Source organism: Moraxella sp. CTOTU49803 (assembly GCF_032097965.1).
GTDB classification, from domain to species: domain Bacteria; phylum Pseudomonadota; class Gammaproteobacteria; order Pseudomonadales; family Moraxellaceae; genus Faucicola; species Faucicola tetraodonis.
The window spans coordinates 1-20,163 of sequence record NZ_DAMCJP010000007.1; the positions used below are offsets into that span (position 1 = coordinate 1).

Consider the following 20,163-nt stretch of genomic DNA (forward strand, 5'->3'; position numbering starts at 1 on the left):
TCATAGGGTTGCTTAAAAAACCCTATGGATGATTGTTAAATGTAAAAGTATCATTGAATAAAAAAGTGATGATTGAAAAAACAGGCTGAAAAGTTGATAAAATAGTGACAAGTGATTTACACTAGCCATCAAATGCCCAGCCTGTTCTAGTCTATCAGGTTGCCCCAGCTTATCTAAGCGCTTGTATTAAGCGGTTGTATAAAGAAAAATGGCGTAAAAAGCGGTAAAAAGCCCTATTGATCAATCAGTCGTAATTGAGTCTTTTGAATTTTGCCAACCGCGGTTTTGGGCAATTGTTCAATAAATGCATAATGACGTGGGCCTGCCTGTGGTGCCGCCTGTGTATTGAATAAAGGCAACATCATCCAGTGATTTATTTGGCGGTTGATAAGGTAAATTTTGAGCAGCTGTTAATACCTGACTTAAGCGTAACGGCTGATAGTTGTTGTCAATTTGGTAAGGTGCTACCAGTTTTTTGACATATTTGACGCCAAGATTGACAAACTTGCCTTTAACGCCTAGCAAATCACCCAACGTGATAATCACTACTCTTTTAACGGGCGTTTTATCGATGACTTTTTGTAAGGTATGGGCAAAATTTTCTTGTTAAATATTTTTAAAAATCCAATTCAAATTTTTAATTTTAATGATGATTTAATTAAACCCAATTGCTTACAATTTTGAGCTTAATCATGCGATAATGGGTTATGTTATAATGCCGACCAAAGGCATTTTTAATAAAACCAATATAACAAGGATAAACCGATGACTGATATGACTGCGGCCACAGCGCCATTAGATTTTACCAAACCTATCAAATCGCGTGCTGCGGTAGCTTTTGCTGCGGGAGAACCATTACAAATCGTCGAAATCGACGTCGAGCCACCGCGTAAAGGTGAAGTACTCGTCAAAATTACCCATACGGGCGTTTGCCACACGGACGCATTCACCTTGAGTGGCGATGACCCTGAAGGGGTTTTTCCAGCGGTTTTGGGTCATGAAGGCGCAGGTATTGTGATGGCAGTCGGTGAAGGGGTAACCAGTGTACAACCTGGTGATCATGTCATTCCGCTGTATACGGCTGAATGTGGTGAATGTTTATTTTGTAAAAGTGACAAAACCAATCTATGCGTCGCAGTGCGTGCCACCCAAGGTAAAGGCGTGATGCCTGATGGTACTACCCGTTTTAGCTATCAAGGTCAGCCAATTTATCACTACATGGGCTGTTCGACGTTTAGTGAATATACTGTCGTTGCTGACGTATCGCTTGCTAAAATCAATCCTGAAGCCAATCCTGAGCAAGTCTGTCTATTAGGTTGCGGCGTCACCACAGGACTAGGTGCGGTAAAAAATACCGCTAAAGTACAAGAAGGCGACAGCGTGGCGGTATTTGGGCTTGGTGGTATTGGGCTTGCTGTGATTCAAGGTGCCAAACTTGCCAAAGCAGGACGCATTATTGCGGTTGATACCAACCCCGACAAATTTGAGCTAGCCCGTGAGTTTGGCGCGACCGATTTTGTCAATCCAAAAGATTATGACCAACCCATTCAACAAGTGATTGTTGAGATGACAGGTTGGGGTGTGGATCACAGTTTTGAATGTATTGGTAACGTCAATGTCATGCGCTCGGCACTTGAATGCGCGCATCGTGGCTGGGGTCAAAGCGTGATTATTGGTGTCGCGGCTGCAGGTCAAGAGATTTCCACTCGTCCGTTCCAACTAGTGACAGGTCGCCGCTGGTTAGGCTCTGCATTTGGTGGGGTGAAAGGTCGCTCGCAGCTGCCAGGTATGGTGGAGCAAGCCATGTACGGTGATATCCAACTGGCACCTTTTGTCACCCATACTATGGGTCTTGAAGATGTCAATACCGCATTTGATTTGATGCATAAAGGTGAGTCCATTCGTTCAGTGTTGCATTACTAAACCATTACCAAACTTGGCATTATAAAGAATGGGAAATTCACCATGAAAAAAATTGAATCGCGTAAATTGCACGGTGGAGACCTACAAGTGTGGCAGCATACCAGTGCGACCACACACACGGAGATGAAATTTGCCATCTATTTGCCACCCAAAGCCATCGTCAATGAAGAAACCAAAACTACTGAAATCACAGCTCAAAAATTTGCTGTGCTGTATTGGCTGTCAGGGCTGACTTGTACTGAGCAAAACTTTATTCAAAAATCTGGGTTTGCTGAGTATGCCAGTCGTCACAATGTGATTGTGGTGGCACCCGATACCAGTCCTAGGGGTGTCGATATCAGCGGTAACGATGTGCCTGACGACAGCGCTTATGATTTGGGGCAAGGGGCAGGCTTTTATGTCAATGCCACCCAAGCGCCTTGGGCAACGCATTTTCAGATGTATGATTATATCGTCGATGAGTTGCCTAATCTCATCGAACAGCACTTCCCTGCCAGTGGCCAGCGCAGTATTTTTGGTCATAGTATGGGGGGACATGGCGCGCTGATGATTGCCCTGCGCAACCCTGAGCGCTATGCCAGCGTGTCGGCTTTTTCACCCATCGTCGCACCGTCACAAGTGCCTTGGGGACAAAAAGCCTTTAGCGCTTATTTAGGCGATGACCAAAGCACCTGGGCAAGCTACGATAGCTTAGCGTGGATGAAACAGTCTGCGCATAGCAAAAAATTAGCACTATTGATTGACCAAGGTAGCGGGGATGAGTTTTTGGCTGAGCAGCTCAAGCCTGAGCTCTTTGCGCAAGCTGCCAAAGATGCCAATTATCCGATGACACTGCGTATGCAGGACGGTTATGACCATAGCTACTATTTTATCAGTAGTTTTATCGCTGACCATTTTGCGCACCACGCCGCTGCCCTTCAAGCTTAATCAAACAATTTTAATCACAAAATCACTTGTCAGCGCATACGGCTGACAAGTGATTGACCATTTTGCCATCGCATTACCCCCTCCATTATTTAAAATAACAACAAATTTGCGATGATCATTTTGTCCGCGATCCTATCTGATAAGGAAGATTGTCATGGTTGACAAGCGCACTGATATCACGGTAACCCCTACCCATAAAGAGCCCTATTTGCAAGGCGTTGTGTTTCGCTACAGCGTGTTTGCCATTGCATTTGCCATCCTTGCCCTGGGGATTGTGCTACTTAAATGGTGGCTGATAGTAATTGGTCTGGTGGGCTTTGTGGTGGGCATTTATGATTTGATGCAAGTCCACCATGCCGTCTTGCGTAACTACCCAATTTCGGGACATATTCGTTATCTATTGGAAGAGTTCCGACCTGAACTGCGCCAGTATCTGATTGAAGATGACCAAGCCGCCGTGCCGTTTTCGCGCCAGCAGCGTGCGCTTGCCTATCAACGTGCCAAAAACGTCAGTGATACCAATGCCTTTGGTACCTTAGAAAATCTATACCAGTCTGGCAAAGAATGGTTTTTACAATCCACCCTTAGCTATCCCCTCAAAGAAACCAATTTTCGTATTCTGGTGGGCGGTGAACGATGCCTACAGCCCTACTCGATGTCGGTGTTTAATATTTCTGCCATGAGTTTTGGCAGCCTGTCAGCCGCGGCAATCGAAGCGCTCAATCAGGGCGCAAAACTCGGTGGATTTGCTCATGATACAGGTGAAGGTGCGATTAGTCCGTACCATAAAAAACACGGCGGCGATTTGATTTGGGAGCTGGGTACCGGGTATTTTGGATGCCGTAATCATGATGGCACGTTTAGCGCTGAAAAATTCGCTGAACGCTCTCGCATTGAGCAAGTCAAAATGATTGAAATCAAGCTGTCGCAAGGGGCAAAACCTGGTAAAGGCGGGGTGTTGCCCAAAGAAAAAATTACCCCCGAAATTGCCGAAACCCGTGATGTGCTGATGGATGTAGACTGCATTTCCCCAGCGAGCCACTCAGCCTTTACCACCCCGCGTGAGATGGTGCAGTTTTGGCAACAGCTGCGTGAACTATCAGGGGGCAAGCCGGTTGGTTTTAAGCTGTGTGTCGGGCAGCCTTGGCAGTTTATGGCGATTGTCAAAGCCATGATTGAAGCAGATAATTACCCTGATTTTATCGTGGTTGATGGTGCAGAAGGCGGCACGGGGGCTGCGCCTGTTGAGTTTATGGATAATGTTGGCATGCCCCTACTTGATGGCTTTTTGCTTGTGCACAACACGCTAGTGGGTGCGGGGGTGCGTGACAAAATCAAAATTGGTGTCAGTGGTAAAATCATCTCTGCCTTTGATATCGCTCGCATGCTAGCGCTGGGTGCAGATTGGTGTAACTCCGCGCGTGGCTTTATGTTTGCGGTGGGCTGTATCCAATCGCGCGCATGTCATACCAACAAATGCCCAACTGGGGTTGCCACCCAAGACCCGTATCGTCAGCGGGCATTACATATTCCTGATAAGGCACAGCGGGTCTATAATTTTCATAAAAACACGCTTAAATCATTGGCAGCGATTGTCGGTGCAGTGGGTTTACACCACCCAAAAGATTTACAAGCGTATCATATCGCCAGACGCCTGGAAAATGGGCAGATTAAGCTATTATCCAAGTTTTATTATTTTACGGAACCTGGCGTTTTACTGAATCTGTCGGCGCGCTCAGATGTTTTTAACCAAATGTGGGTCATGGCAAATCCTGATAGCTTTTTGGCAAATAATGAGGCGTTAATTGCTTACAATCACGATGTGCGTCACGCCCATGAGCACAACGAAAAGCGCTTTAATGAAGGCAATTACCCTGAACGTATCGACAGCTTTGATGAAACCGCAAATAGCTATTATACCTACGATGATGACCCTTCTTAATACTTTTTCCACAAAAAAACCGCTAATGATTAGCGGTTTTTTTCGTATCAGCTTAGCTTATTCCACCGTGACGCTCTTGGCCAAGTTACGGGGTTTATCAACGTCTGTGCCTTTGGCAAGCGCAACATGGTAAGACAACAACTGTACGGGAATGGTGTGTACTATGGGCGATAACACGCCAATATGACGTGGGGTACGAATCACATGTACGCCTTCACTATCGGAAAAATCACTGTCAAGATCGGTAAATACAAACAACTCACCGCCACGTGCCGAGACTTCTTGCATATTGGCTTTGACTTTATCAAGTAGGCTGTCATTTGGCGCTATCACTACCACAGGCATGCTTTCATCAACCAATGCCAGTGGTCCATGTTTTAACTCGCCAGCAGGATAGGCTTCTGCATGGATGTAGGTGATTTCTTTGAGCTTCAATGCGCCTTCTAATGCAATCGGGTAATGAATACCCCGTCCCAAAAACAGCGCGCTTGGCTTATCAGCAAATTTGCTTGACCAGCTGCTGATCTGTGGCTCAAGATTGAGCGCATATTGAATATCATTGGGCAAGCTACGCAGCGCATTGGTGTATTCGACCAGTTTAGTGTCATCCACATAGCCACGCACACGACCGAGTGTCACCGCTAAACCAAATAAAGCCACTAACTGGGTAGTAAAGGCTTTGGTTGAGGCGACCCCAATCTCCGCACCGGCTCGGGTGTAGACTACTAGCTCACTGGCGCGAGGCAAGGCGGATTCCATCACGTTACAGATGGATAGACTATGTTTGTGACCCAAAGCTTGTGCGTATTTTAGCGCCTCCATGGTATCTAGCGTTTCACCTGATTGCGAAATGGTGATAATCAATTGTTTTGGATTGGCAATCACCTCACGATAACGGTATTCACTGGCGATTTCGACATCGGTGGCAATTTTGGCAATACTTTCCAACCAATATTTGGCGGTCAATGCAGCATAATAGGACGTACCACAGGCAAGAATCTTAATACTGTCGATATCATTGAAAACGGCTTCAGCATTTTCACCAAAGTTGTTGGCGATAAACCCGGCATCCAAAAAGATTTCGGCGGTATCTGACACTGCTTTTGGCTGCTCATAGATTTCTTTTTGCATAAAGTGGCTATAAGCCCCTAGTTCAAGAGACGCTAATGACACTTGCGAAGTGGTGGCTTTGCGGGTCGCTGGATTGCCTTGTTTGTCAATCATTTGTGCCACGCCATCTGCCGTCAACTGGGCAATATCACCATCTTCAAGATACATGATTTGACGGGTAAAGGCGACAACTGCTGAGACATCCGATGCGATAAAGGTTTCATGCTCACCTAAGCCAACGAGTAATGGACAGCCCATACGCGCCACCACCATGTTTTGTGGCATATCGTTGGCAATCACCGCAATCGCATATGCACCATGAAATTGTTGGGTCGCCGCTTGCACCGCTTTGAATAAATCACCGCCGTTTTGTACATAGTGCTGGTGCACTGCATGGGCGATGACCTCGGTGTCGGTTTGTGACTCAAAATGATAGCCATTTTGCTGAAGGCGAGCGCGCTCGGCTTCAAAATTTTCGATGATGCCGTTATGTACCACCGAAATCAAATCACCCGAGATATGCGGATGCGCGTTTGGCTCAGTGACGCCGCCGTGAGTTGCCCAGCGTGTGTGACCGATGCCCGTGTGACCATACACGCCGCGCTCTTTGGCAGCGGCTTCCATTAAGGCAACACGCCCCACTCGGCGCACGCGTTTGAGTCCTTCATTGGTTTGCACTGCAATACCCGATGAGTCATAACCCCGATATTCTAGGCGTTTTAAGCCATCGGTTAAAAAATCTACCACATTGTCTTGCGCACGAATGGCGCCAACGATACCGCACATAACTGTTCCTTAGTATCCAGGTTTTGGTGTGAGCAATCAAATTTGATTGCTGTGAAAAACAATCCCCCCGTTTACACAGTCGTTAGATTGTTTTATTGTTGCTTAACCAAACTGCTTTATCGTATAAAGCAAGTTTATCGTATTAAGCAAGAATTTGTTAAATTTAGTCAAAAATTCAAATATCAAGATTTTTTTTCAGGACGTTGCCAACCCTCAATCGTGACTTGTTTACCACGGGCGATGGACAGTTTTTCGGCAGGGCAGGCTTTACTGATGGCACTACCTGCACCAATGGTGGCACGGTCACCAATGGTCACAGGGGCAATCAGCACCGCATTTGAGCCAATTCTGACTTCATCACCGATTTCGGTTTTAAACTTATTGACGCCATCATAATTGGCAGTGATGGTGCCTGCGCCAATATTGGTTTTTTGTCCAATGGTGGCGTCGCCCAAATACGCCAAATGATTGGCTTTAGCGCCGCTTGCCATTTGGGTGTTTTTAAGCTCCACAAAGTTACCGATATGCACCTCTTTGTCAGTGACCGCATTGGGGCGCAGACGGGCAAATGGTCCGATTTGGTTATCTTCACCCACTACCGCATTGTCAAATAGACTATAAGGTTGCACCACAGTGCCACTGGCGATTTTGCTGTTTTTGATGATACAACCTGCGCCGATTTTGACGTTATCACCTAGCTCACAGTCACCTTCAATGATGACATTAACATCAATTTGCACATCTTTGCCAACTTTGAGCGAACCGCGTAAATCAAAACGGCTTGGGTCAATCAAATGTACGCCTTGTTGCATCAGCGCTTGGGCTTGATGCGTTTGCCAAGTACGCTCTAGATTTGCCAACTGCAGACGGTCATTCACGCCTTCGATTTCAAATTGATGGGTCGGCGATACAGTGGCGATTTCGATGCCATCGTCCACCGCCATTTTGACGATATCGGTCAGGTAATATTCGCCTTGGGCATTGTTATTGGTCAAGTTATTGAGATATTGATGCAAAATATCATTGGCGACACAGTACACACCGCTATTGATTTCAGTGATTTTTCTTTGCTCATCGTTGGCATCTTTTTCTTCGACAATGGCGATTACTTGGTTGTTGTCACGCACAATACGACCCAAACCAAACGGGTTGGCTAAGTTTAGGGTCAGCATGGCAAAACGGCTGTCTGTATTTGCCAATTTCTCTAAGGTATCGACGCCAATAAGTGGCACATCCCCTGATAAAATCAAGCTTTTCCCATCCATAGGCAACACCGGCAAAGTCATTTGCACCGCGTGACCCGTGCCCAATTGCTCAGCTTGCTCGACCCAGTCAATTTGTTCATCGGCAAAGGCATCTTTGACTTGCTGACCTTCAAAACCATAGATAATGATATTCTTTTGGCTACCCAATTGTTTGGCAGTGGCGAGTACGTGATGTAGCAAAGGCTTGCCTGCCAGCGGTTGTAGGACTTTTGGCTTGCTCGATTTCATGCGAGTGCCTTTGCCCGCTGCCATGATGATGGTGGTTAAGTTGGTCATGGGAATTCCTTATTTTTTTAAACTAATTTTAACGATACAACAGGTCAAACATAAGTAACGAGCACACTCACAAAGACTATTAGCACAACCCCTGCCATCAGCCCCGCCAAAATGTCATCAATCAAAATACCAAAGCCGCCACTGACATTTTTATCCACCCATTTAATCGGAAAGGGTTTTAAAATATCAAAAAAACGAAATGCGACAAATGCAGCAAAATATAGTAGCAGTAAACTTAACTGATGACCTTGCAATAAAGCATCATCGTAAAAATGCAGCCATAAAATTGGCAAGAGTGACACCCACATGCCGACCCATTCATCCCATACGATATGCGGGTCATCGTGTACACCCATCAAATCAGACGTTTTACCGCAGATATAACTACCGACTAGAGCGCCCACCACCGTAACCGCCAAGAACCCCCAGAACCCCAGCCATAACATCGGAATGGCAACCACCAGTCCGCCCACCGTGCCCCACGTCCCAGCAGCACGCTTTGGCAATCCTGAGCCTAAGCCGATACCGAGCCAATAAATCAGCTTTTCCCAAACGCTCACGGTTGGTGGACAAGGCGGGCAAACATTGGCTTTACGGACGTCGGGTTTATGCAGTTGAGTCATAGGAAGTTCTTTGGCTAAAAATGCTGATAGCCAGTGATCGAAAATTCAATGGGTTGGTTATTATAAGTCAGCCTCAAGCCGTTTTCTGTGACAATTTTGCCAATGGCAAAAATTTTATCCGAAAACTGTTGATTAAATTTGACAAAATTTTGCTCACTCATGGTAAAGCACAGCTGATAATCATCACCGCCGTTGAGCTGATGTTGCCACTTATCGGAATTTGGCAAGGCTTGTAATCGTGGATGCGTGGGAATACTGGCTAAATCGACCACCGCGCCCACCTTCGATGCGGTTAGGATATGACCCAAATCCTGCCCTAGCCCGTCTGAAATATCAATCATGCTATGGACAAACCCACGTAATTTTTGCCCGAGCTCAACTTGCGGAACAGGTAAATCGAGTGTCGGCTGTAAAGCGATTGGTTGTAAAGTAATATTGTGCCGCTCAGATTTTTCAGCGTTTAAAATCTGCTGTAAGGCAAAACTTGCTGAGCCAATTTCACCGCTCACACAGATGATATCACCGACTTTTGCGCCCCCTCTGGTAATAGCTTGCCCAGTTGGCACAAACCCCAGTGCAGTGACAGAGATAGTTAAGGTGTTTGATTGGGTGGTATCGCCACCGATAAGCTCGACATCAAATCGGTTACAAATGTCCGCGATACCTTGGGCGAATGGTTTGAGCCAGTCATCCTGTGCAAGCTTAGTAGGCAAGCTAATACCCAGCAATATCGCATAGGGCGTCGCCCCCATCGCTGCTAAATCGGATAAATTGACCGCGACCGATTTATAGCCGATGGCATAAGCGGATGTTGATAGGGGAAAATGCCGACCTGCAACCAGCGTGTCAATACAACTCACCAGTTCGCAATCATTTGGCATACTGCTTATCGCGCAATCATCCCCGATACCCACTTGGGTCAAAGGATTGTTGCGTGTGCAGTGTTGAAAATATTGATAAATCAAAGAAAATTCGGACATCTTAGCCATCCGTATCAAGCATAAAAGGGCGTATTGGCTACGCCCTTTACGGTATTATTTTTCTTCTTCAGTGGTCGCTTGCGATGGCGGCTGCGGCGCATCCTCTGTTTTGGCTTTTTTAGCATCTGCCTCTACTTCAGGCATACGCGCGTCTTTGGCGATTTTATCCATCACCACATGAATCATTTTATAGCCATCTGATGAGCCAAAATGGGTATTGAGCTGAATCGCTTCATCAATCACTACTTTGTAAGGCACTTCCAAGTGCTGCTTCATCTCATACGCACCGACAAGCAGTACCGCTTGCTCAACTTTATCTAGACGTGTCCAAGGGCGATCAAGTAGGCTGTCGATATAGGAGATTAAGTCATCGCTTTGCTCAATGATTTTGCTCAGTAGCTCGTGATAATAGCCCAAATGCACCGTGTGCATGGCATTCTCACTGCGGGTATGGGCTTCGATTTCGTGCGATGGGTTACCTGTCAACAGCCATTCATATAACCCTTGCACCACAAAACGGCGTGCTTTACGAATCGCGGTCAGGCTGGTTTTATAATTGACGGCGTTGTCTTGACTCGCCTGCTCTGGTGTGGTGTGGGTTGAATTATCAGTCATATCGCTACCTTATTCACCAGCCATTTGTGCGTCAATTTGACCCAACACGTTAATCATCTCAAGCGCGACCATGGCTGCTTCTGAGCCTTTGTTACCTGCTTTGGTGCCAGAGCGTTCAATGGCTTGTTCGATGCTGTCTGTGGTCAAAATTGCATTAATGACAGGCACGTCATAGTCCAACCCAATCGCGCCTAAGCCTTTGGCAGATTCACCAGCGACAAAATCAAAGTGCGGCGTGCTACCACGAATCACCGCGCCTAAACCGATGATAGCGTCAAATTTATCGGTTTGTGCCATACGAGCAACCGCCAATGGAATTTCCCAAGCACCCGGTACACGCACCACAGTAATATTGCTACCGGCGATACCATGACGCAGTAAGGTATCAATCGCGCCGCTGACCAAACTTTCTACCACAAAGCTGTTAAAACGTCCTACCACCATACCGATTTTGGCGTGGGCATTGGTGTGTAGTTCACCGCTGATATGCTGTACTTGGGCGAGTTCGTTTTGAAGATTTGCCATGATGATTACCTTTAAATTGTAAAAATTAGAATCTGATTTTGCTAGGTATGATACCATTTTTGTTAGGTTTATTCATGTTATTTAGCATGACCCTAGGTTACTGCCATTAAAATAAAAAATCCGCCATAGCGACGGACTTTTATACAAAACAATTAAGCTTATTGGGTCAAAAAGCTTGGTAATGCTTTATGACGTTTTTCCAATTCTTTGGCTTTTTTCTTACTGACACCGCCCAACACCTCAATGGCATGACGCAGGCGCTGCAATGTCATATCTGCCCCAATCAAATACATTGAATTCATCACAGGCGTGCTTGACTTGCTACCTGCGATGGCAATAAAAAATGGCGACATAAAATCACGCAACTTAATGCCCATCTCGCCTGCCAAACCAGACAATACCGCTTGGATATTCTCCTCCGTCCATACAGGCAGGGTTTCTAACTGCCATTGCGCAAGTTGCAGAATCTCCACGGTTTGCTCAGTGGATAACACTTTATGCTCAAAGTCCACCTCACTAATCGTTGGCAAGTTTTGGAAATAAAAGCCCGACCAATTCACCGCATCTGACAACAAGTTAATGCGTGGCTGGATGGCTTTGGCAATCGCGGTAAGTTTGTCGCTGTCATTGGCCCAATCGAGAATTTTGGTTTTTAAGGCTTCGGGTGACAGTGAACGCAACCATTCGCCATTGAGCCAAGTGAGTTTTTCCACATCAAAAATCGGACCACCAAGCGACACCCGTTTGATGTCAAAACTGGCAATCATTTCATCCAAGGTGAATTTTTCGGCTTCATCTGGCATGGAGTAGCCCATCCGTCCCAAGTAGTTAAGCAAGGCTTCTGGCAACACACCTGCATCACGGTAATAAGTGATAGACGTTGGGTTTTTGCGTTTGGATAGTTTGGATTTGTCGGGGTTTCTAAGCAGTGGCATGTGACATAGCACTGGCATATCCCAACCAAAATATTTATACAATAATTGATGCTTTGGAGCAGAGTTAATCCACTCTTCGCCACGAATGACGTGGGTAATCTGCATCAAATGGTCATCGACCACGTTTGCCAAATGGTAGGTTGGTAGACCGTCGGTTTTGAGTAGCACTTGCATATCCACTTGTGACCAAGGAATCTCGACTTCACCACGTAGCATATCGTCAAATTTACATACACCCTCGTCTGGCACACGCATACGAATGACGAATGGCTTGCCTTCGGCGGCGAGCTTGTCCGATTGTTCACGCGTAAGGTTCGCATAGCGACCGTCATATTTTGGCGTTTCGCCCCGCGCCATTTGTTCGGCTCGCATTTGATCTAACTCTTCGGCTGTGGCAAAACAGCGGAATGCATGACCTTTGTCCAACAGTTCTTCGGCGTATTGTTTGTAGATGTCTTTACGCTCGCTTTGGCGGTACGGTGCATGTGGACCGCCCACGTCTGGACCTTCTGCCCAGTCAAGACCGACCCAGCGCAGCGCGTCCAAAATCATTTGTTCAGATTGAGCTGTGGAGCGCGTTTGGTCGGTGTCTTCAATGCGTAGGATAAAGTCGCCGCCATGCGCTTTGGCAAAGGCAAGGTTAAATAGTGCGATATAGGCGGTGCCAACGTGGGGAAAGCCAGTGGGGCTTGGGGCAATACGAGTACGGACTTTTGACATGGATTTCTCAATTTTACAAAAATTTCAAATTAGCGGCTATTATAGCCGACTATCGAAGTTTTATAAATTGAATCCTAGCGATGGATGATAGGTAGCTGATAAAATCTAAATTTGGAAGGCAACGCTAAATGCTAGATTGACTTTGGCATTTAGCGTTATTTTTGAAGACTACTTCAATTATTTATCCTTGCGATGGCGAATGATTTCGACAATCATTGGTACCACCGAAAACACAATAATCGCAATCATAATCCACGAAAAATGTTCTTTGACAAAGGGTAATTGACCAAAAAAATAGCCTAGCGTGGTAAAAGATACGACCCATAATACCGCGCCAACGATGTTATAGCGAGCAAACTGGGCATAATTCATGTTGCCCATCCCGCCTACAAACGGCGCGAAAGTGCGTACAATGGGAATAAAACGGGCAATAATAATGGTGCGTCCGCCGTATCTTTCATAATAATCGTGGGTTTTTTGCAAATAGCTTTGCTTAAAAATCTTGGAATTGGGATTGGAAAATAACTTTTGCCCAAAGTGTTTGCCAATCTCAAAATTGACAAAATCGCCCAATACTGCCGCCACAATCAATAAACCAATTAGCACAAAGATATTCATATCGCCCACTGCGGCAATGGTGCCTGCGGCAAACAACATCGAATCCCCTGGCAAAAATGGCAACACCACCAGACCCGTCTCGCAAAACACAATGGCAAACAAAATCGCATAAATCCAATTACCATAGTTGTTGACCAGCTCTTGTAAATGATCACCGATATGCAAAATAAAATTTACCAACCACATGGGCTATCCTTATAATTTTAGACAAAACAACAAAATATAACTAATCTACAGTCGTTATATGAAGGCAATATTAAGCAGACAACATTATAGCAAGAATGGGTAAAAATTTTGTGTTTTTAGGCAAAAATCATCTTGACAGCAAAATCAGTTTTCAATAAAATACGCGCACTCTTAGGCAAAGCAGTCTAAATAATTCCCAAAAATGGGGCTATAGCTCAGTTGGTAGAGCACTTGCATGGCATGCAAGGGGTCAGCGGTTCGACTCCGCTTAGCTCCACCACTATTAAGTCTGCTTAGAGCACCTCGTGCGATTGCGTCCCCATCGTCTAGAGGCCTAGGACATCGCCCTTTCACGGCGGTAACCGGGGTTCGAATCCCCGTGGGGACGCCACTTATTTTAAAAAAGCCATTGTCTGACGGACGATGGCTTTTTTGTTTTTGCTGTCTGTTTGTCGTAGGCTTTTGTGGTATGTAGTGTTGCTTTGCCACATCCTAGGTTAAATAGGTTAAATAGCTTACAATGTTTTGCTTTTCTCCATGCCGCATGCCTCACCCTACAAAATCAATTTTCCTTGCGCTCAGTTGACGCTTTGTCATCAAAATTAGCATATAATTGAGCGCGCAATTGCGTATGTGATAAATGACTTTTTGGCTATCTGCTTTAAGCTACTTGATTTAAGCCACTAAATTTTACCACTCAAGATTTTACCACTTGAGTTTTGACTCGCTGATTTTAAGCTATTGGGAAACTGGGCGAAGACTATGGCAAATTTTAACACCCACATAAGCGTGGCTTTTGTCGCAAGTGGCGTCACTGGCTTGGTGATTTATAAGGCAGGGATGCTGACCGCGCCTGAATATTTGATGTGTGTGGTGGCTGGTACCATTGGTGGATTGCTGCCCGATATTGATTTGGACCACTCGGTACCCGCGACCGTAGGATTTAATGTCGTATCGCTGTTGAGCGCATTTTTTATTGTTATCTTGTGTGTCGGGCAGTTTTCGTTGGTTGCATTGGCAGGATTATGGTTAGCATCTTATTTGCTGATGCGCTACGGTGTGTTTAATTTATATAGCAAATTGACGGTGCACCGCGGTATCGTGCACTCGATTCCCTATCTGGGAATTATGGCGATGACCCTCGTGTACGCCAGCTTTTATGGGTTTAAGCAAGGCGCTGTTATCAGTTGGTTTTTGGGGCTGTTTTTGATGTTTGGCGCCATTGTTCATCTGCTGTTAGATGAGATGTTTAGCGTCAACCTGTTAGGGCTGAGTGTCAAAAAATCTTTTGGTACCGCGTTTAAAGTGTTTAAATTCGATCAAGTAGGCTGGTATTTGGGCTTATATGCCGTGTTGGCTGCCCTGATTGTGTTTGCCCCGCCGTTTAAAGTATTTTGGCAGACGCTACAAGACCCGATTAGTTGGCTTATTTTAAAGAAAAATATCTTGCCTACCACCATCAACCTACCGAACATTCATTAACATGATACATACGTCACCTTGCCCGTGCGGCTCTACACTGTCTTATGCTGATTGCTGTGCGCCCCTGCATGCGGGGCAAAAAATCGCCGACACCGCCGAACAGCTTATGCGCTCACGCTACTGTGCGTTTGTGCTTCAACATGTCGAGTATATCGTTGCCACCACCGCGCCTTTTCAGCAGCCGCTGCTCGACACCCAAGCAATTAGCGACTGGGCGCAGCAGACTGACTGGGCAGGACTTGAAGTCATCAACCATCTAGCAAACCTTGGCAAACGCCATGCACAAGTGGAGTTTAAAGCCTACTTTCACTTGCCTGCATCAGCTGTGCACTCCGCTGGTTTGGATTTAGCTGTTCTAGACAACAAAGGTTTAGACAGTAAAGGCGTCCATCATGAGCTATCAACTTTTGTGAATATACCCACCCATGACAACAGCCGTTGGTATTTTTTGGATCCGACAGTGGTCATGTCTGTCACCCAAAAGCAGCCTTGCCCCTGTGGCAGTGGTGAGAAATACAAACGCTGCTGTGGACAGTTTTTGACTTAATCGCTGCGCCATTGATAACAAAAACTTTAACAACCGCTCTACAATTTTTTTGTTTTTTAAAAGGGCTTTTTTGCTAGACTAATTTTATTTGCGATTTTGCGATAAAGATAACGATATTAAAGGAGAGTCCCATGCCAGCGCTACGCCAAGATATTGATCCAGACGGTTTATTAGAATACTCTGTGGTCTACACCGACCGCTCGCTCAATCACATGTCCAAAAAATTCCAAACCGTGATGAATGATTTGTCCACAAGTTTGAAAAACGTGTACAACGCCGATGCGGTGGCAATCGTGCCGGGTACAGGGAGTTATGGTATGGAAGCGGTTGCGCGCCAGCTTGCCACTGACCAAACAGTGCTTATCATCCGTAACGGCTTTTTTAGTTTTCGTTGGACGCAAATCCTTGAAAAAGGTCGTATCACGAATGACGTGACCGTCCTGACCGCACACATCGGTGACAGCAACCAACAACAGCAGTTTGAGCCAGTGGCAATCGAGACGGCTGTCGCTGAGATTCAATCCAAAAAACCTGCGGTGGTATTTGCCCCCCATGTCGAAACCGCGGCAGGTTTGATGCTCCCTGATGACTATATCAAACAACTTGCCGATGCGGTACATAGTGTCGGTGGTTTACTGGTCATTGACTGTATCGCCTCAGGCTGCGTGTGGCTTGATATGAAAGCGTTGGGCATTGATGTGCTCATCTCTGCGCCACAAAAAGGCTGGTCAAGCACGCCATGTGCGGGGCTAGTGATGATGAATGAAACAGCCGTTGCCAAAGTGGAAGCCACCGAATCGACCAGTTTTGGGCTGGATCTCAAACAGTGGCTCACTATCATGCGCGCTTATGAAAATGGCGCTCATGCGTATCATGCGACGATGCCAACCGATGGTCTGACCAAATTCCGCGATACCGTCAAAGAAGCCGAAGCGATTGGACTTGATAAACTCAAAAGCGCTCAATTTGAATTGGGTCAAAAAGTGCTCTCTGTCCTCAATCAACACGATATTATCAGCGTCGCAGCTGCAGGCTACCAAGCGCCCGGTGTGATTGTGGTCTATACTGACCGTGATGATATGCACAAAGGTGCAGCATTTGCAGCCCAAGGCTTACAAATTGCAGGCGGCGTCCCACTGAAAGTTGGCGAACCCGACAGCTTTAAAACATTCCGTTTGGGGCTATTTGGGTTAGATAAATTAACAGATGTAGACGGTACAGTCAGCCGTTTTAAGCAAGCGCTTGAGAAAGTATTAGCTTAATTATCAACGTACGTGTTAGCGCATTGATTAGCAGAACAACGGTTTGTTTTAAAAGCTCTGTGAAACAGGGCTTTTTTTATCTCTTAACACTCACTCATACAGCCTTTTTGCTATGCGAAAGGTATTGCAATGGGCTTCCACCACATCGTCGATGTTTTCTGAGTAGCCGCCACCCATCACCACCGCCACTGGAATTCCATGGGCTTTGGCTTGGCTAAATACAAACGCATCACGCTTGGCACAGCCGTCACGGGTGAGCGCGAGTTTACCGAGCTTATCGGTGGAGAGCACATCCACAGCAGACTGGTAAAACAGCATATCGGGTTTCACTTTTGTGATGAGTGCTGGCAGCGTCTCCATTAATATTGCTAAATACGCCTCATCGCCTGTCTCGTTTGGCAAATCAATATCCAAATCAGATGCTTGCTTGCGAAACGGATAGTTTTTTGCGCCATGCATACTGAAGGTAAATACCCGAGGTTCATTTGCCATCAAATGCGCTGTACCGTTGCCTTGATGCACATCCAAATCTACCGTCAGAATCTGGGTCGCTTGTCCACGTGCCAACAATAAATTACTCGCCACCGCCACATCGTTAAACACGCAAAACCCTTCGCCATGATCGGCAAACGCATGGTGGGTACCGCCTGCGATATTGAGCGCGACACCGAATTGTTTGGCGAATAACGCACATTCATAAGTGCCGTGGGCAATCACACGTTCCCGTTCAACGAGCCTGGGCGTCATCTCAAAGCCGATGGCACGCGCGTCCTTGGCGGGCAATGTTTGCTGTTTTAGATGCTGCCAGTACGTTTGTGTATGTGTGGTGAGAATTTCGTCTTCGCTCAATCGCTGCGGGGCAAAAAAATTGGCTTGGGTGAATGTACCCTCCGCCAATAACCGCTCCGCAATCATCGGATATTTTTGCATGGGAAAACGGTGACGCTCGGGGACGTCATATTTAAAAATATCAGAATAAGCGACTTTTATCATATTATAAGCTCGCCCCCACTTTGCGGGCGATGGCAATGCCTTCTTCAATGGTTAAGCAGGTCGGATTATCAGGCGTATCTTTAAATAAAATATCACCATCCCGAAACATCAAACATTCATCCACATACAGCTGTTGCCAGTGTTCGTTGTAAGTCAAAGGAATGGTAGTAATCAAGGTGACTTTATCGGTCTGCGAGGTCACTTCGCTAAAATCAATCGACAGCTCACTATCAGCGAGTTTCGCCTCACCAAATGGCGCTTTACGGGTGATAAAAAACAGCAAGCTTCCTGCATAGGCTAGCTGCCAATCGCCATTGCTAATGAGACAATTAAACAAACCCAACGCCGATAACTCACGACAAATCGTGGTCAAAAACTGGAATAACACCTCATAACTGGGCGGCTCACTAAACTGTGATTTGAGGCGATTGAGCAGATAACAAAACGCCATCTCCGAATCGGTTGTACCTACGGGCTGATAGTGGGTGGGCACAGGGCTGAGCTGGTCAATAAAATCCATCTGTAATTGCCCATTATGCGCAAATGCCCATTCCTCGCCCCATACCTCACGGACAAATGGGTGGGTATTAGCCAAGCAATTTGTGCCTTGCGTGGCTTTGCGAATATGGCTAATCACATTCATCGCCTTAATCGGATAACTATTGACTAAATCCGCCACCGGTGAGCAGAAACTGGGCTTGTCATCGTGAAATTGACGTATACCAGCTTTACCATTACCCTTTGATGGGTCGGGGTTTTTTTCAAAAAACACAATACCAAACCCATCGGTATGGATATCGGTCTGCCCGCCCCGCTTGCGAAACCCCGCAAAGCTAAAATGAATATCGGTGGGTGTGTTGCAATTCATACCCAGAAGTTGGCACATGGTGATTAGGGTTCCTTTCTACTGCAATTTTGCTGAGTCGTTATTGGCTAACAAGTCGTCATCCGCTAGTTGCGAGGTGTCATCGATATTATCGAGCAAAGCTTTGGCTTGCTCAACATCTTCAGGCGCAACCCATAGCACACCGCCTGTGTTCAATCCCATCAAATCAATGAGTTGGGTCTGTACGTTGATGCCGTTGTTTTGTAAATAGATGGCGTGGGTTTCTGCCAATAAGTTGGTCGGGTATTGGGCAAGTTTTTGCCAGTGATTGCTATCGTTCATTTCTATTGTCCTGTAAGCATGGATTTGACAGTAAAGATAGTATAACAATTAGAGTGAATACGCCCCCAACCCTATGTTATTCTTTTTAGGATAAACGTAATCGGGGCGTTTTTTTGTCCTTGTTTTACCAATCTATTTGTTTTACCAATGTACCTATTGACGATTTGGTAAATTATGCCATGCGATAAAAACACTGCAATGCCTTATTTAACCTTCCCCCAATGAAAGCTGGCTAGGCGTTTCATCAAATCAGGATTTTTTACCATAATATTATCGCCCGTACGACCTTGCTGACGGTTATAATAAATCACATTCAAACGCAGCAGCCAAAACGTCACGCCCGCCATAGCAAGCATGATCGGCAATGCCTTTTTCTCATCATCGCTCAAAGCGCGTTTGCTCTCGTACCCTTGTAAAAACGCTTGCATCTTGGCGTCATCAAAATTTACCGCTTCACCATCGTTGGCGTTACCCCAAGTGGTGCAAAAATCATTAATGGTAATCGCCACATCCATCACAAAATGTTCAACACTGACTTCGGTAAAATCAAGCAAACCTGTGAGTGTTGGCTGGGTTTCATTACTAAAATCCCACAGCGTGTTATCGGCAAACATGTCCAGATGACATAAACCTGTTGGCAAATTTTTGCTCGCTACGGTTTCGTACGCTTGCCAAATATCATTCATCAGCTTGGCTTCATCGCTTGGCATAAACTTGGTTTCACGGTCACGCACCAGATGCCAAGGATATAACTCAACGCCATAGTTTTGCGCGGGGGTCAAGGTTTGCAAGGTTTGGTGAAGAACGGCTAAAGCCTCGCCCATTTGACGGCACATATCAGGTGTGGTTGCTTTCGGGTGACCGCCCGAGAGTTTTGGGGATACCACAATGGCTTTGTTGTCAAAATACAGCAAATACTCGCCGTTTTTGGCGGCTAGCGGTGCTGCTACAGGTAGCTGGTCTTTTAAGCGGTTTAGGATAATCGCCATTTTTTGAATTTCATGCGGTTTGCGTTCTTCAAACAAGGTAAATACATAAGACGGCTCGCCGGCTTTGTCCGTGGTTGTTTCAATAAACCAATTACTGTTTTTGATACCCTGTGTGATAGGTATGGCTTTGGCAAAATCCACGCCAAATTGTTGGCAAAAATCACTAAATTGTTGGTCAGTCAACTGGGTATATACAGACATAAGGCATCCTTGAAGCGCAGCACACCGATAAAACTGCGGTAATGGCAAAGTAAATTTGATAAACTTACGGCTATTATAGAAGGAAATCGA

General features: G+C 46.0%; 19 protein-coding genes and 2 tRNA genes. 8 read left to right on the plus strand and 13 right to left on the minus strand.

The genetic code is table 11. The features are described 5' to 3' along the window. Positions 1–297: 297 nt before the first annotated feature. Positions 298–546, minus strand: a complete 249-nt coding sequence (locus tag RT422_RS08280) for an AMP-binding protein (RefSeq protein WP_007115126.1) — start codon at positions 544–546, stop codon at positions 298–300. 267 nt (positions 547–813) lie between these two features. On the opposite strand from RT422_RS08280, the gene RT422_RS08285 reads away from it, so the two are divergent. From RT422_RS08285 to RT422_RS08295, 3 genes are all read left to right on the plus strand, one after another. Further along, positions 814–1,923: an S-(hydroxymethyl)glutathione dehydrogenase/class III alcohol dehydrogenase gene (locus RT422_RS08285; protein ID WP_284035062.1), complete on the plus strand. Its 1,110-nt coding sequence runs from the start codon at positions 814–816 to the stop codon at positions 1,921–1,923. Between the two features lie 42 nt (positions 1,924–1,965). Further along, entirely contained in the window at positions 1,966–2,850 is an 885-nt protein-coding gene (fghA, locus tag RT422_RS08290) for an S-formylglutathione hydrolase (RefSeq protein WP_076774800.1), read from the plus strand. A 154-nt stretch (positions 2,851–3,004) separates the two neighbouring features. After that, entirely contained in the window at positions 3,005–4,792 is a 1,788-nt protein-coding gene (locus tag RT422_RS08295; protein ID WP_076774798.1) for an FMN-binding glutamate synthase family protein, read from the plus strand. Between the two features lie 57 nt (positions 4,793–4,849). Here RT422_RS08295 and glmS read toward each other — a convergent pair whose 3' ends face one another. From glmS to RT422_RS08335, 8 genes are all read right to left on the minus strand, one after another. Further along, positions 4,850–6,688 (minus strand): glutamine--fructose-6-phosphate transaminase (isomerizing), encoded by a 1,839-nt coding sequence (glmS, locus tag RT422_RS08300; protein WP_313421958.1) that lies wholly within the window; start codon positions 6,686–6,688, stop codon positions 4,850–4,852. A 182-nt stretch (positions 6,689–6,870) separates the two neighbouring features. Beyond that, entirely contained in the window at positions 6,871–8,229 is a 1,359-nt protein-coding gene (gene glmU, locus RT422_RS08305; protein WP_144918438.1) for a bifunctional UDP-N-acetylglucosamine diphosphorylase/glucosamine-1-phosphate N-acetyltransferase GlmU, read from the minus strand. Between the two features lie 44 nt (positions 8,230–8,273). After that, the gene (locus tag RT422_RS08310; RefSeq protein ID WP_284035058.1) at positions 8,274–8,852 is read right to left on the minus strand and encodes a phosphatidylglycerophosphatase A; all 579 of its coding nucleotides are present in this window, start codon (positions 8,850–8,852) and stop codon (positions 8,274–8,276) included. 14 nt (positions 8,853–8,866) lie between these two features. Then, on the minus strand, positions 8,867–9,832 hold the full coding sequence (gene thiL / locus RT422_RS08315) for a thiamine-phosphate kinase (RefSeq protein ID WP_284035057.1): 966 nt from the start codon (positions 9,830–9,832) through the stop codon (positions 8,867–8,869). A 54-nt stretch (positions 9,833–9,886) separates the two neighbouring features. Further along, on the minus strand, positions 9,887–10,447 hold the full coding sequence (gene nusB / locus RT422_RS08320; RefSeq protein WP_313421959.1) for a transcription antitermination factor NusB: 561 nt from the start codon (positions 10,445–10,447) through the stop codon (positions 9,887–9,889). 9 nt (positions 10,448–10,456) lie between these two features. Continuing rightward, positions 10,457–10,972 (minus strand): 6,7-dimethyl-8-ribityllumazine synthase, encoded by a 516-nt coding sequence (gene ribE, locus RT422_RS08325; RefSeq protein ID WP_007115135.1) that lies wholly within the window; start codon positions 10,970–10,972, stop codon positions 10,457–10,459. A gap of 158 nt (positions 10,973–11,130) precedes the next feature. Beyond that, positions 11,131–12,627 carry a glutamate--tRNA ligase gene (gene gltX / locus RT422_RS08330; RefSeq protein ID WP_313421960.1) on the minus strand — a complete coding sequence of 499 codons (1,497 nt, stop codon included), beginning with the start codon at positions 12,625–12,627 and terminating at the stop codon, positions 11,131–11,133. Between the two features lie 177 nt (positions 12,628–12,804). Further along, positions 12,805–13,431, minus strand: coding sequence for a DedA family protein (locus RT422_RS08335; RefSeq protein ID WP_060994646.1), 627 nt, complete (start codon positions 13,429–13,431; stop codon positions 12,805–12,807). Between the two features lie 204 nt (positions 13,432–13,635). On the opposite strand from RT422_RS08335, the gene RT422_RS08340 reads away from it, so the two are divergent. The 5 genes from RT422_RS08340 (at position 13,636) to RT422_RS08360 (ending at position 16,722) form a co-directional block, all read left to right on the plus strand. Continuing rightward, positions 13,636–13,711, plus strand: a tRNA-Ala gene (locus tag RT422_RS08340). A 35-nt stretch (positions 13,712–13,746) separates the two neighbouring features. Continuing rightward, positions 13,747–13,822, plus strand: a tRNA-Glu gene (locus RT422_RS08345). Positions 13,823–14,193: 371 nt separating this feature from the next. Continuing rightward, positions 14,194–14,913, plus strand: a complete 720-nt coding sequence (locus RT422_RS08350) for a metal-dependent hydrolase (RefSeq protein WP_313421961.1) — start codon at positions 14,194–14,196, stop codon at positions 14,911–14,913. 1 nt (position 14,914) lies between these two features. Beyond that, complete coding sequence (locus RT422_RS08355) at positions 14,915–15,460, plus strand: YchJ family protein (RefSeq protein ID WP_313421962.1); 546 nt, start codon at positions 14,915–14,917, stop codon at positions 15,458–15,460. 131 nt (positions 15,461–15,591) lie between these two features. Next, positions 15,592–16,722 carry an aminotransferase class V-fold PLP-dependent enzyme gene (locus tag RT422_RS08360; RefSeq protein ID WP_313421963.1) on the plus strand — a complete coding sequence of 377 codons (1,131 nt, stop codon included), beginning with the start codon at positions 15,592–15,594 and terminating at the stop codon, positions 16,720–16,722. 90 nt (positions 16,723–16,812) lie between these two features. Here RT422_RS08360 and RT422_RS08365 read toward each other — a convergent pair whose 3' ends face one another. From RT422_RS08365 to RT422_RS08380, 4 genes are all read right to left on the minus strand, one after another. Then, positions 16,813–17,715 (minus strand): histone deacetylase, encoded by a 903-nt coding sequence (locus RT422_RS08365; RefSeq protein WP_284035052.1) that lies wholly within the window; start codon positions 17,713–17,715, stop codon positions 16,813–16,815. 1 nt (position 17,716) lies between these two features. Continuing rightward, positions 17,717–18,601: a class II glutamine amidotransferase gene (locus RT422_RS08370; RefSeq protein ID WP_313421964.1), complete on the minus strand. Its 885-nt coding sequence runs from the start codon at positions 18,599–18,601 to the stop codon at positions 17,717–17,719. Between the two features lie 18 nt (positions 18,602–18,619). Next, the gene (locus RT422_RS08375) at positions 18,620–18,883 is read right to left on the minus strand and encodes a hypothetical protein (RefSeq protein WP_313421965.1); all 264 of its coding nucleotides are present in this window, start codon (positions 18,881–18,883) and stop codon (positions 18,620–18,622) included. A gap of 203 nt (positions 18,884–19,086) precedes the next feature. Then, complete coding sequence (locus RT422_RS08380) at positions 19,087–20,073, minus strand: homoserine kinase (RefSeq protein ID WP_313421966.1); 987 nt, start codon at positions 20,071–20,073, stop codon at positions 19,087–19,089. Positions 20,074–20,163: the final 90 nt, after the last annotated feature.